10 protein-coding genes are annotated in these 12,360 nt (G+C 66.2%); 4 read left to right on the plus strand and 6 right to left on the minus strand.

What is annotated here, in order from left to right; translation table 11 throughout:
• Positions 1-23 precede the first annotated feature (23 nt).
• From GGD66_RS06855 to GGD66_RS06865, 3 genes are all read right to left on the minus strand, one after another.
• Positions 24-2,279, minus strand: coding sequence for a flagellar hook-basal body complex protein (locus GGD66_RS06855; RefSeq protein ID WP_018317300.1), 2,256 nt, complete (start codon positions 2,277-2,279; stop codon positions 24-26).
• A gap of 289 nt (positions 2,280-2,568) precedes the next feature.
• Positions 2,569-3,081: a peptide-methionine (R)-S-oxide reductase MsrB gene (gene msrB, locus GGD66_RS06860; RefSeq protein WP_177237542.1), complete on the minus strand. Its 513-nt coding sequence runs from the start codon at positions 3,079-3,081 to the stop codon at positions 2,569-2,571.
• A gap of 87 nt (positions 3,082-3,168) precedes the next feature.
• On the minus strand, positions 3,169-4,638 hold the full coding sequence (locus tag GGD66_RS06865; protein WP_183257197.1) for an FAD-binding oxidoreductase: 1,470 nt from the start codon (positions 4,636-4,638) through the stop codon (positions 3,169-3,171).
• Between the two features lie 91 nt (positions 4,639-4,729).
• Between GGD66_RS06865 and GGD66_RS06870 the strand changes: the two genes are divergently transcribed.
• Together GGD66_RS06870 and GGD66_RS06875 are read left to right on the plus strand one after the other, a co-directional pair.
• Positions 4,730-5,266, plus strand: coding sequence for a histidine phosphatase family protein (locus tag GGD66_RS06870; protein ID WP_183257198.1), 537 nt, complete (start codon positions 4,730-4,732; stop codon positions 5,264-5,266).
• 47 nt (positions 5,267-5,313) lie between these two features.
• The gene (locus tag GGD66_RS06875; protein ID WP_026201824.1) at positions 5,314-5,739 is read left to right on the plus strand and encodes a universal stress protein; all 426 of its coding nucleotides are present in this window, start codon (positions 5,314-5,316) and stop codon (positions 5,737-5,739) included.
• A gap of 1,219 nt (positions 5,740-6,958) precedes the next feature.
• On the opposite strand, the gene GGD66_RS06880 is transcribed toward GGD66_RS06875, so the two are convergent.
• Positions 6,959-7,195 carry a DUF1127 domain-containing protein gene (locus GGD66_RS06880; RefSeq protein WP_183230148.1) on the minus strand — a complete coding sequence of 79 codons (237 nt, stop codon included), beginning with the start codon at positions 7,193-7,195 and terminating at the stop codon, positions 6,959-6,961.
• Between the two features lie 187 nt (positions 7,196-7,382).
• On the opposite strand from GGD66_RS06880, the gene GGD66_RS06885 reads away from it, so the two are divergent.
• Positions 7,383-8,726 (plus strand): PLP-dependent aminotransferase family protein, encoded by a 1,344-nt coding sequence (locus GGD66_RS06885; protein ID WP_092261194.1) that lies wholly within the window; start codon positions 7,383-7,385, stop codon positions 8,724-8,726.
• A gap of 21 nt (positions 8,727-8,747) precedes the next feature.
• On the opposite strand, the gene GGD66_RS06890 is transcribed toward GGD66_RS06885, so the two are convergent.
• Positions 8,748-9,335, minus strand: a complete 588-nt coding sequence (locus tag GGD66_RS06890; protein WP_183257199.1) for a hypothetical protein — start codon at positions 9,333-9,335, stop codon at positions 8,748-8,750.
• Between the two features lie 79 nt (positions 9,336-9,414).
• Between GGD66_RS06890 and GGD66_RS06895 the strand changes: the two genes are divergently transcribed.
• A complete protein-coding gene (locus GGD66_RS06895) occupies positions 9,415-9,849 on the plus strand; it encodes a hypothetical protein (protein ID WP_183230152.1) in 435 nt (144 codons plus the stop codon).
• Between the two features lie 63 nt (positions 9,850-9,912).
• Here GGD66_RS06895 and GGD66_RS06900 read toward each other — a convergent pair whose 3' ends face one another.
• Entirely contained in the window at positions 9,913-12,312 is a 2,400-nt protein-coding gene (locus tag GGD66_RS06900) for an EAL domain-containing protein (RefSeq protein WP_092261183.1), read from the minus strand.
• Between the last annotated feature and the right edge of the window lie 48 nt (positions 12,313-12,360).

Consider the following 12,360-nt stretch of genomic DNA (forward strand, 5'->3'; position numbering starts at 1 on the left):
CCTTTGGTTACGTTACGCGCCGATCAGCGCAACACGTTCAAGAGGTCCTGCACCATCGAATTCGCGGTCGTGATCACCTTGGTGTTGGCCGAATAGGCCTGCTGGGTCACGATCAGCTTGGTGAATTCGTCGGCGATGTCGGTGTTGGATCCCTCCAGCGACGAGCCGCTGATGGTGCCTGAAGCACCGTCGATCGCGTCACCCGACTGCTCGGTCGCGGCATAGGCGCCGCCATCCATCGCCTTCAGATAGTTGGTGCCGTTGAAGTGCGACAGCTGAACCTGAGCGAGGTTGAGGTTCTGGCCGTTGGAGAAGGTGCCGACCACGATGCCGTTGTTGTTGACGGCAACCGAGCGAAGCTGACCGGCGGCATAGCCGTTCTGCGTGATGGTGTTGATGGTCACCGCGCCGCTGGTGCTGGCATATTGCGTCAGTCCGCCCGAGGAGATGTTGAAGGCGACCGAGCCGAGCGACTGACCGCTGACGCTGACGTTGTTGATGGTGATGCCCGAGCCGCTCGGCGAGGTCAGCGAGCCGTCGCTGGCAAAGGTGAAAGTCTGGCCGGTATTGACCCAGCCGACGGTCGTGCCGGTCGCGTTCGGGTCGGTCTGATAGAACAGGTTCCAGCTATCCGAATGACCCGCGCCCAGCGAAGCGCTGTCGGTCTTGGCCCAACGCAATTGCAGGTTCACCGGCGTGCCGGCGGCGTTGTAGGCGGTCACCGCGCCGCCGCTGATCGATTCCTTGGTGAAGGTCGCGATGTCGTTGCCGATCACACCGCCGGTGCCAGCGGTGCCGCCGCCGTCGCGGTTCTTGGTGATGGTCGAGGTGAAGCCGAGCGCCGAGAAGGCAGCGCTGTTGGAGCTGGACACCGAGAGGTTGGAGACGGTGCCGGTGTTCAGTGTGATGACGCCGCCGCTGCTGACCGTCGATCCGGAGGCGCCGGAGAGCGCATCGATCTTGCCGAGCAGAGTCGTGACATTGTCGGTGGTGAGGATCTGACTGGCGCTGGGAACCGTAGGCGGCGAGACGAAGGTCAGTGTCTGGCCGTTGACGGTGATGGTATCGCCGGCGGCGAAGCCGGACGAGAGCACCTGGGCGCCACCGGCGGTCGCGCTGCCGCTCAGCACCGTTGCCCCCGAGATCGCGGGCGAGGACAGCACGTTGCCGCCGCGGGTCACGCTGCTGATGCCGAGGGCGGTGGCGGCGGTGCCGCTGCCGACCGCCACATCGGTGCCGGTGCCGGTGGAGATCACGATGTTGCCGCTGGCGGAGAGCGAGGCCGTGACGCCGGCGCCGCCCGCGGTCTGGATCCCGTTCAGGATGTCCGCGACCGTCGCCGTCGTGCCCGCGCCGAGACCGATGGTGGTGTTGTTGCCGACGGTCGAGACCGTCGTGCCGCCGTTGAACGTGATGGTGTTGCCATTGATCGTCAGCGTCTGGCCGCTCAAGGCGGTGAGGATGCTGGAGGCGAGATGCGTGCCGACCGTGTTGTCGAGCGATGTGGTGGTCGAGGCCACCGCCGCCGAATTGTTCTGGAGTGCGACCGTGCCCGTGCCCGTCGTCGACGAATAGGCCGAACGGATGTTGCCGGTTGCAGCCGCGCCGGACACCATTGCGTTGGCGTAGGGCGCGGGAGGTGTGCCGACCGGCAGCGGGTTGGCGGCGAAATCGGACGGGTTCAGCCCGCCGGCCGCCAGCAGCGTGCCGCTCGACGCGGTCGTTTTCGCCACCGTGTTCGGCTGGGTCGGCAGGTTCGCAGCGTACTGGATCGAGGTGGTCGCCTGCGCCGGAATGAAGTTGTTCTGGAATTGCAGCACGTTGGCCACGCTGCCGGTCGGGTTACCGGTCTTCGGATCGACCGTGACGCCCATCAGGTAATAACCGGCGCCGTTGACCAGATTGCCGTTGGCATTGAGCTGGAAGTCGCCGCGCCGCGTGTAGTAGGTGACCCCGGTGAAGACAGGCACGTTGTCGACGACGCCGCTCGCCTTCTGGATCGAGAAGAAGCCGTCGCCGGTGATCGCCATGTTCGTGGCGACGGTGGAGCCCGAGATCGTGCCCTGCGTGGTGATGGTGGCCTTGGCGTTGGCCGTCACGCCGCCCGCGACCTGCTTGCTCGGGACCGAGGAGTCGGGGATGAGATCGACGAAGCTGGTGCCGATGCCCTTGTAACCGGTGGTGGATGAGTTCGCGATGTTGCCGGAGATGTTCTGCAGCGCGTAGGACTGCGCCTGCAGGCCACCCACCGAGGTGTTCATTGCATCGAAGATACCCATAACTTTGTCTCCAAATCCGATCTCGGCGGCGGGTCGACATGGCCGCAGTCGGAGGAGACAGTCGCAAGGGCTATGCCAATGCAGGTATTCTCAGGAAATCAATGACTTAATGAAAAAGCCCCGGCCTGACGACCGGGGCACATTTGCCGGGACCGGCAACAATTGCCGGGACACATCGTCGTTCCGGGGCGATGCGAAGCATCGAGCCCTGGTGCGCATTGCGCACCTGAGAACCTCAAGATTCCGGACTCGATGCTCACGCATCGCTCCGGAATGATCCCCGCGAAACCTACGTCGCCGAGGCCGCCGCCGGATGGAACACCAGCCCGAAACCGTCGATGCAATAGCGCAATCCGGTCGGCTTCGGACCGTCGTCGAAGACGTGGCCGAGATGGCCGCCGCAGCGCCGGCAATGCACCTCGGTGCGCACCATGCCGTAGGCGCGGTCCTCGGTCTTGCCGACATTGCCCTCGATCGGCTGGTAGAAGCTCGGCCAACCGGTGCCGCTCTCGAACTTGGTCTCGGAGGCGAACAGCGGCAGGTCGCAGCCGGCGCAGGCGAAGATGCCTTTGCGGTGCTCCTTCAGCAGCGGGCTCGAGCCGGGCCGCTCGGTGCCATGGTTGCGCAGGATCTCATATTGCTGCGGCGTGAGCTGGGCGCGCCATTCAGCCTCCGTCTTCGTGATCTCGAACTTTTCCACGGCTTTCTCGCCAGCCTCGGCGGGCGTTCCTCTCAGCCAGCGGAAGGCCCCGAGGCCGAACAGGCCGGCGGCAGTCGTCAACAGGATGCGTCGATCAAACATCTCATTCTCCGTGCGCGGGCAATCCACGCCCTGAGATACGGGCTTCTGTCGGCCGAAGTTACGCGTCCGGGCGGAATTTCTCTCAACTTATTGGGAGGCGGCGCCATCATGCGAGGCCGGTTCCACGGCATGCTCTGCCTCCCGGACCGCGCGTATCGGCGGCGGGGCCGGTCGCTGCCTGACGCCGGGCGCTGGACGGCGCGGACCGGTGCCGGCGGCCCGGTTGGCTTCGGCAAGGCGCGCCTCGCGCTCCCTGTCCTTGACCCTGGCGCGTTCGCGGTAGCGGGCGAGCGAGCCCGCGGCGGCAGAACTCGCCCTGCCCCAGATCCCGACCAACTGGCCCGCGACCCGCCCCGTGGCGCCGCCCGCCCAGACCAGTTCGAACGGCGAGAACAGCTTCCACCGCTCATCGCCCCACAGGATGCTGCGCGCGATCATCTGCCCGGCCATGGCCGAAATGTTCATGCCCTGGCGGCCGAACCCGCTCGCCACCCAGAGGCCTTTGCGCAACTGGCCGATCTGCGGCATGCCGTGCACGGTCTGGCCGGTGGCGCCGCCGAACATTTCGCTGATCTCGACATTGCCGAGCTCCGGAAAGATCGTGCGGATCCGCCGCCTGACGCTGCCTGCAAAGCGCTGCGGACGCGCGGCCCAGGTGGTCTCCGGGCTCTCCCACATCAGCCGGTCGCCATCGACGATGCGGAAATGGTCGACCCCGTCGGAATCCATCACCGCTCCCTTGAAGGCGATGACCTCGTGCACGCGCTCGCCGAGCGGCGCGGTGATGCCGGCGTAGCGCCAGACCGGCAGCAGCGTCTCTGACAGCCGCCGCAGGGGCGCGCCGAGATGGATGTTGCCCGCGAGCACGATGTGGGTGGCGCGCAGCCGCGCCGACGGCGTGACGATGCGCTTGCGGATGCCGGAATGATCGATGCTGACGACCGGCGTGTCCTCGAAGATGCGGGCGCCGGCCCGCCGCGCCAGCGCCGCAAGGCCGTGCACATATTTGCGGCCGTCGACCTGGAATGCTTTGGGATAATACACGCCGTGGAAATAGCGATCGGTCTTGAGCACCTCGCGGACGCAATCGACCTGCCAGCCCTCGGCCTCGGTGTCGAAATCCTCGTTCAGCATCTGCAACCGGCTAATCAGACGGTCGCCGGCATCGACGTTGGAGACCTCGAGCACGCCGTTGCTCGGGGCAATCCCCGGCATGTTCTCTTCCGTGGCGTTGGCCCGGACGAACTCGGCCCCCTCCTTCGACAGCGTCCACAATTCACGCGCGTCCTCGAAGCCGATGCGCTCGATCAGGTCGGTGAGCGGCAGCGCAAAGCCCGGCATCACGGTGCCGAGCTGGTTGCCGGAGGCGTTCCAGCCGATATGACGGCCCTCGAGCACCGCGACACTGGCCCCGAGCCGGGCTGCCTCCAGCGCGATGGAGAGCCCGGCGAGCCCGGCACCGATGACGCAGATGTCGGCGTCGAGATCGAACGACAGCCGCACACGGTCGCGAAAGCCGGCTTCTTCCTGGGACACGCTTGTGAAAGTCTCGCTCATGTCGTTTTCTTAGAGGACTGAGCGGGCGCTTGTCACCTTGTCCTCACCCGCGTCTGTACATTATCCGCGACCGTAACGATTCGAGAATGCCATGCGCCGTTTGATGCTGCTGCGTCACGCCAAGACCGAGACCGACGCGCCGAGCGGCCGTGACCAGGACCGACGGCTCGACGATCGCGGCCACAAGGATGCCGCCCGGATCGGCGACTGGATCGCCGCCCACCCGCCCTTCCCCGAGACCGTGCTGGTGTCGCACGCCGTCCGGGCCCGGCAGACCTGGGACATCGCCTGGGAGGCGATGAAGCACCGCGTCCCGACGCCGCAGGTCGAGATCCTGCCCGAACTCTACGGCGCCGATCCCGCGCAGATCCTGGACTCCATTCGCACCGCAACCGCCCCCGCCGACCCGAAGCAATTGCTGCTGGTCGCCCATAATCCCGGCATGCACGAGGCCGCCTTGATGCTGATGGGCGGCGGCGATCCTGATGGCGCCAGGGCGCTCGCCGACAACCTGCCCACCGCGGGGCTTGCGATCTTCGATTTTGCCGTCAAGGATTGGGGTGACGTGGCCTACCGCCGCGGCAAGCTGGTGCGGTTCACCAGCCCCAAGCTGCTTCGATCGGGATGATCGCGACGGCCGGCAAAACGTGCTGACTGGAAGATTTGGAGGCGCAGATGTTCAAGTCCATCCTCGTGCCCATCGACCTCGCCGACACCGACCTCGCCAAGCCGGCGATCGCGACCGCGGCAACGCTGTCGCAGACCTGGAGCGGCCAGGTGCGCCTGCTCAACGTGCTGCCGATGACGCCGGTGATGCTGGCCGAATACGTGCCGGCCGATTTCGACGAGCAGCAGCGCCAGACCTCGGAAGAAGCCCTCGCCATCGTCGCACGCGAATCCGGCATCGAGGCTTCCCGCATCTCCAGCGTGGTGCGCCAGGGCGGCATCTACCACGAGATCCTGGAGGAAGCCGTGCACATGAAGGCCGATCTGATCGTAATGACCTCGCACCGGCCGGCGATGCGCACCTATTTCCTCGGCTCCAACGCCGGCCACGTCGTGCGCTACGCGAAGTGCTCGGTGCTGGTGGTGAGGCATTGAGGATCGTCATAGCCCGGTCTCGTAGGGTGGGTTAGCCGTGCGGACTGCGCGAAGCGCTGACCGCTCGGCGTAACCCACCACTTTAATATCCGCGGCGGCAGAGAGGTGGGTTACATTTGGGGACTGCGCTACGCGCAGCCCGGGGCTAACCCACCTACTCGTCTACAATCCCTTGCGTTTCTACAATCCCTTGCGTTGCCCGACGGGCAAAACACCCAATTGGTCGGTCAATCCGCGCCGTCGAAAATATTCCACTTTACCGAAATTCGGAAATAACGTATGTGTCGCGACAACCCGGCCCAAGGAAGAGGGGCGTATCGCGATCGTCACGAACGCGGGCCGGGCGGCGGTGGACGCAGGTGACATCGGCGCGAAGAGCCTTCGCAGGGCGGGTAACCGTGAGCGAAGACCTCGCGCACACGACCGATGTGATCCGCGTACGGCAAAATCGTGTGGTCCTGACGCCCGGGGTCTGTGCGTCAAGTGTTGCGGTGATGGGTGTCGTCCAACCGGACGCATCCGTCAGCCAGCCGCAAGGCGACGGGGGCAATAGTGCAACGCTCCCCGGGGAGAGCACGACATAAGCCGTAAAACCACTGCGCAGGGAAGGCCGGGATGTCCTGGCTACACCTGTATGCCGCTGTGCAGCTTCTTGTTACGCAGGTTTCGCACAGTGGACCGCGGGTGCCAGCCGGCGCCCGGTCTTCCCTGCGCCCTCTTTCAATCGAGGGTGAAGCGACGAAGCAAAGCTCGGGCGAAATGAGCCGCGAGGATGCGAAGCTGTGTCTGTTGTTCGAAAATGAATCGATACATGCCGCGAGCACCAAGCCATCCCCGTCACCCCCGCGCAACGGCGAAGCCGTTGTCGCTGGAGGTGCGCGCACTGCGGCGCGACAGCGTCGCAGTGCAAGCCTCGAAGGGCGACGGCCCGGCTGCATCTCGGCCACTCATCCTTCGAGGCTCAGCATGCGATGCGTTCGCATCGCATGCCTCGCACCTCAGGATGACGGGACAGATAGTGTCGATGCGGAAAGAGTCGGGATGGCTTGAGTTAGAACTGTTCGCCAAACACCGCTCTCGTGCCCCGGACGCAGCGCAGCGCAGCTTCGACGGTGCGCTGCAGAGCCGGGGCCCATGTATCAGCGACTGCGCGGCTTCCTGGGTCCCGGCTCCGCGCAGCAACGCTTGCGCGTTGCGGCGCGGCCGGGACACGAGAGGCTTACAGATACCGCGTCAGCTCGGCCTTGACCTGCCCGTAGACGGCGTCCTCGATCTGGCTGCGCGTGATCCCGATGTCGCGCAGGGCGCGGTCGTCGAGCTCGTTCAAGGTCTTGACCGCCGAGCGTCGCTCCAGGCGGTTGAACAGCGCATAGGCGCCTTGGGCGAGCGTTGCAAAAAATCCGCTCGAGGAGGATGGGCGTAAACTCTGCCCGGCAGTTTGCGAGATCGTGGTCATTTTTCTTCTCCGGCCTGGTGTCCCGCGCGGCGAAGCAGGTGCCGTTGGCGCCGACGCTTGTGGGCGCCTGCACCTCATTTGCCGTCGGATTGCTCTCGCTCTCCTCGGCTCAATCGTGGAACTTGATGGAACTTAAATGCTCCAGTACACTGCTCGGAGCAAGTAAAACATTGCTCTCGGTGCAATAATGTCCAAGTTCGAGTACGTGAAGCTTGCCGATGCCATTGCCTCGGATATCTCTAACGGCACGTTAAGGCCCGGCGATCGGCTGCCGCCCCAGCGCAATTTTGCCTATGACCGCGGCATTGCGGTCTCGACCGCGAGCCGGGTTTATACGGAGTTGCTCCGCCGCGGGCTCGTCGTCGGCGAGGTCGGCCGCGGCACCTTCATCTCCGGCGACATCAGGCGCGAGGTCGAGGCATTGAGCGAGCCGCGCGATGCGCGGATCGATTTCGAGGTCAATTATCCGCTATTGCCGCAGCAATGGGCGATGATCGCCAAGAGCCTTGCGGGGCTGGAGCGCGTCGACGCGCTCGAATCCGCGCTGCGCGTCTCGACCAGCACCGGCACCAAGAGCGCGCGCAATGCTGCCGCCGCCTATCTCGCGCGCAAGGATTTCGCGCCGCAGGCCGAGCAGATCGTCTTCACCGCCAACGGCAAGCAATCGCTCGCAGCCGCGCTCGCGGCGCTGGTGCCCACCGGCGGCCGCTGCGGCGTCGAGGCGCTGACCTACCCTTACGTCAAGAGCATCGCGGCGCGGCTCGGCATCACGCTGGTACCGATTCCCATGGACGAATTCGGCGTACGTCCCGATGCGATCCAGAAAGCGCATCGCGAAGCGCACCTGTCGGCGCTGTATCTCCAGCCGATCATCCAGAACCCGCTCGGCGTCACCATGAACGCGACGCGACGCGCCGACATCATGCGCGTCGCCGAGAAGCTCGACCTCACCATCATCGAGGACGCCGTCTACGGCTTCCTCGCCGACGACACGCCGCTCGCCGCGCTCGGGCCGGACCGCTGCATCGTGCTCGACAGCCTGTCCAAGAAGGTCGCGCCGGGCCTTGCGCTCGGCATCCTGGTGGCGCCGCCGCACTTGCGCGAAAGCGTGATGAGTGCGGTCCGCACCGGCGGCTGGATCGCCTCGGGCCATGCGCTGGCGGCCGGCCAGCGGCTGATGGCTGACGGCACCGTCGCGGAATTGACGCGGCTGAAACGCATCGACGCGGCGCGCCGGCAGCAGACCGCGGCAAGGCTGCTCGCCGGCTACCAGCACGCCGCCGATCCGCGCTCCTACCATCTCTGGCTGACGCTGCCGTCGCACTGGCGCTCGCAGACCTTCGTCGCCGCCGCGGCCCGGCGCGGCATCGCGCTGACGCCCTCCTCCACCTTCGCGATCGCCCACGGCCATGCACCGAACGCGGTGCGCCTCGCGCTCGCGCCGCCCACCTTCGAGCAGCTCGATTCCGGCCTGCGCACGATCGTCTCGCTGCTCGGCACCAAGGAAGAGGATTTCGACTCGACTGAGTAGCGATTGGTCGTAGCCCTCGGTCTAGGGCAGCAGGGCCTTCGGCACCTGATCGAAGCTGTATCGCTGCGGCTGGTTGCGCCGCACGAAGCCGCCGACCTGCCAGGCGAACAGCGTGGCAAAGCCGAGGATGAACAGCGCGCCGGCGAACTCGCCGCTCACGAGGGCGCGGATCAACAGGCCCGCCATCGCCACCGTCAGCACCGCCAGGAATGCCAGCACCGCGGCATAGGCGGTGCGGCCGAGCCCTGCCGTCAGCACCGCGCGGCTGCCCGCCTTCGCCATCCGCGCGTGCAGCGCGAGGATGAACGCGCGAAAGCCGTTGTCCTGCGGCGCCATCAGCGCCGCGGTCTGCCAGCTCGTCGACAGGATCGCGATGCGGCGGCCGCTGCTGTGAGTGACGTCGGCGCGAAAGCGGTGCTGCTGCATCGACACCGGGCGGAACGACAGCCGGATCGCGCTGATCTCGTCATAAGGCCACAGCGAGGAGCGGCCGCCGATGTGCCAGGACAGCCCCTGCTCCGTCAGCTCGAAGCGATGCGCCGAGCCGATCAGCGACGCCTTGTAGGCATAGCTCGTGACCGGCGTGGCCTCAGCTTCCGACCCCTGCATCCCCTCAATCAATCCTATCCGCCCCATCCCGGCCGCGATCCGCTTGCGCGATCGCCCTCGCCCATCCTACAAGCGAGGCATGGCTGAGACGACCTTTTTTCCGCGCCGCCTGATTCTCGGCGCCGCCGTGATATCAGGCGTGCTGCTCGCGCTCGCGGTGCACATGCTGGGGGCGCGCTATGGGCTCGACCTCGGCGGTCTCTGGCGCTCCAACACGCATGAGTTCATCCCGGCGGGCGCGGCGATCGCGTGGTGGCTGATCGCGACCGTCGGCTTCTCCGGCGGCTATTTCACGGCAACGTTGATGCAGAGCGCCGTCTCCGGCCAGATCCCGCAACGGATGCGGCAGTTCCTGATCGCGGTCGGCGTCCTGCTGCTCGCGGGTGCGGGCCAGGTGGCCTCGGCGCCGAGCCCGATCCCGACCGTCGCGGGCGTGCTGGCCGGACTCGCCGCGCTGTGCCTCGGCGCCGTCATGGCATTTTGCGGCGCGCATTTCGCATTGCGCCGAGGCTAGAGCATGATCCGGAAAAGTGCGAAGCGGTTTTCCGAATAGATCATGCTCAAACAATAGTCTCCCTCAAGCCGAGGCCAGCAGCCGCGGGCGGTTGAGCATCACCGCCACGTCGGAGGCGGGCCGCGGCTTGCTGAACAGATAGCCCTGCGCCTGGGTGCAGCCCTCGCGCCTGAGCAGCTCGAGCTGCGTGTCGTTCTCGACGCCTTCCGCGGTGGTGACGATCCCGAGGCTGCGGCCGAGCCCGGTCACGGCGCGGATGATCGCCATGGAATCCTCGCGCGTCGCCAGCTCCGACACGAAGGAGCGGTCGATCTTGATCTTGTCGAACGGAAAGCTGCGCAGATAGCTCAGCGACGAATAGCCGGTGCCGAAATCGTCCAGCGAGATGCGCACGCCCATGGCGCGCAGCTCATGCAGCGTGGTCAGCGTCGCCTCGCTGTTCTGCAGCAGCACGGATTCGGTGATCTCGAGCTCGAGACGGCGCGCGTCGAGTCCCGAGGCAGCCAGGGCCGCGATCACGGATGCGATCAGGTTCGGATTCTTGAACTGCACCGGCGACAGGTTGACGGCGAGGTCGACATCATCAGGCCAGCTCGCCGCATCGATGCAGGCCGAGCGCAGCACGAATTCACCGAGCTGGACGATCAGACCGGTCTCCTCGGCCAGCGGGATGAAGTCGATGGGTGCGATCAGGCCACGCTGCGGATGGTTCCAGCGCAGCAGCGCCTCGAAGGCGACGACGCGACCGCTGGCGACGTCACGGATCGGCTGATAATACACCTCGAACTCGTCGCGCTGCACCGCCGCGCGCAGGTCCATTTCCAGGAGGCGCCGCGCCTGCGCGCGTGCATCCATGCCGGTCTCGAAGAAGCGGTAGGTGCCGCGGCCGTCCGCCTTGGCGCGGTAGAGCGCGAGGTCGGCGTTCTTCAACAATTCGCTCGGATCGCTGCCGTCCTGCGGCGACAGCGAGATGCCGATCGAGACGCCGATCACGATCTGATGGTCGTCGATCTCGTAGGGCGCCGAGATGACCTCGACGAGGCGGCCGGCAAGCGATCTCGCAGCGGTTTCCTCGGAACGACCGATCTGGACCACGGCGAACTCGTCGCCGCCCAGTCGCGCCACCGTGTCGCTCTCGCCGACGGCGGCCGTCAGCCTGCGGCCGACCTCCTTCAGCAGCGCATCACCGATGGGATGACCGAGCGAGTCGTTGATGTCCTTGAAGTGATCGAGATCGAGACAAAGCACCGCGAGCTGATCGCCCGACCTGGTCCGCCGCAGTCCCTGCTCGAGCTGCTCGTGGAACAGCACGCGGTTCGGCAGGCTGGTTAGCGCATCATGGCGCGCCATGTGCGAGATCTTGGCCTGCGCCTCGAGCCATTCGGTGATGTCCTCGAAGGTCGCGACCCAGCCGCCGCCCTGCATCGGCTGGTTGACCACCCGGATGGAGCGGCCGAACCGGCTGACGATGTCGGTCGTGGTGCGCCCCTCGCGCGCGTCGGCGACGAGGCGGGCGAAGAATTGATCCGCATCGCCCTGCCACTGGCCCTTGGCCTGCTCCTCCCTGAGCACGTCGACCAGCAGGCGGCCGGTCAGCGCGATGTCGGTGCGACGGAGCATGGCGGCATAGCGCTCGTTGAACAGCATGATCTTGCCGTCTGCATCGAACATGCACAGACCCTGCGACATGTTCTCGAGCGCCGTATCCAGCACCATTTGCTGGGCGCCCAGTTCGCCCTTGGCGCGGCGGTCGAGCAGCGCAGCCACCAGCGCGATCGCGATGATCGCGACCGCGGCGCTGGCCGTGAGGAAGGACAGCGAGGCCGGCGGGATCGACAGGCCGCCGATCGCGAGCGTCGGATCAGGCGTCAGCAGCACCGCGCCCATAGCGGTGAAATGATGCGCGACGATGGCGACGGTCAGCAGGACCGTCGCGGTCAGCGCATGGAAGAGGTCGTCGCGCCGCGCGGCCACGAACAGTGCAAGTGCCGCAAAGACGATTCCTGATAGCACCGAAACGGCGACCGTGCTTCCGATCCAATTGACCCGCGCCGGTAGCTCCAGCGCCGCCATGCCGGTGTAATGCATCGCCGCGACCCCGGTGCCGACGATGGCGCCGCCGAGGGCGATCCACACCGCCCGCGAGGACGATACGGCGATGCTCAGCCCCACGAAGGTCACGGAGATCGCAAAGATCAACGACAGGATCGTCACCGGGATGTTGTAGGCGCCGGCGCCGCCCGGCCCGTAGGCGAGCATTGCGATGAAATGCGTCGCCCAGATGCCGCAGCCGCTGACGGCGGCGTCGAGGCCGAGCCAGGCCAGGCGTCCGACACCGTTGGTCGCGCGCGCCCGGTGGAACAGGCTGATCGCCGCCGCGCTGGCGAGCAGACACACCGCGCCGCCTAGCGCGACGAGCCGCCAATCGTGCTCTTCGGTGAGACAGTAGAGAACTTGATACATCGCGAGCCCCTATGGACCCGCAGTTGAACCAACAGAGGTGGACAGGTG

It is taken from the genome of Bradyrhizobium sp. CIR48, from assembly GCF_014198315.1.
GTDB lineage: Bacteria > Pseudomonadota > Alphaproteobacteria > Rhizobiales > Xanthobacteraceae > Bradyrhizobium.

Bases quoted from the DNA above. Each gene is read 5' to 3' on its own strand.
- GGD66_RS06855 (WP_018317300.1), bottom strand. From the start codon at position 2,279: ATGGGTATCTTCGATGCAATGAACACCTCGGTGGGTGGCCTGCAGGCG.
- msrB (WP_177237542.1), bottom strand. From the start codon at position 3,081: ATGTTTGATCGACGCATCCTGTTGACGACTGCCGCCGGCCTGTTCGGC.
- GGD66_RS06865 (WP_183257197.1), bottom strand. From the start codon at position 4,638: ATGAGCGAGACTTTCACAAGCGTGTCCCAGGAAGAAGCCGGCTTTCGC.
- GGD66_RS06870 (WP_183257198.1), top strand. From the start codon at position 4,730: ATGCGCCGTTTGATGCTGCTGCGTCACGCCAAGACCGAGACCGACGCG.
- GGD66_RS06875 (WP_026201824.1), top strand. From the start codon at position 5,314: ATGTTCAAGTCCATCCTCGTGCCCATCGACCTCGCCGACACCGACCTC.
- GGD66_RS06880 (WP_183230148.1), bottom strand. From the start codon at position 7,195: ATGACCACGATCTCGCAAACTGCCGGGCAGAGTTTACGCCCATCCTCC.
- GGD66_RS06885 (WP_092261194.1), top strand. From the start codon at position 7,383: ATGTCCAAGTTCGAGTACGTGAAGCTTGCCGATGCCATTGCCTCGGAT.
- GGD66_RS06890 (WP_183257199.1), bottom strand. From the start codon at position 9,335: ATGCAGGGGTCGGAAGCTGAGGCCACGCCGGTCACGAGCTATGCCTAC.
- GGD66_RS06895 (WP_183230152.1), top strand. From the start codon at position 9,415: ATGGCTGAGACGACCTTTTTTCCGCGCCGCCTGATTCTCGGCGCCGCC.
- GGD66_RS06900 (WP_092261183.1), bottom strand. From the start codon at position 12,312: ATGTATCAAGTTCTCTACTGTCTCACCGAAGAGCACGATTGGCGGCTC.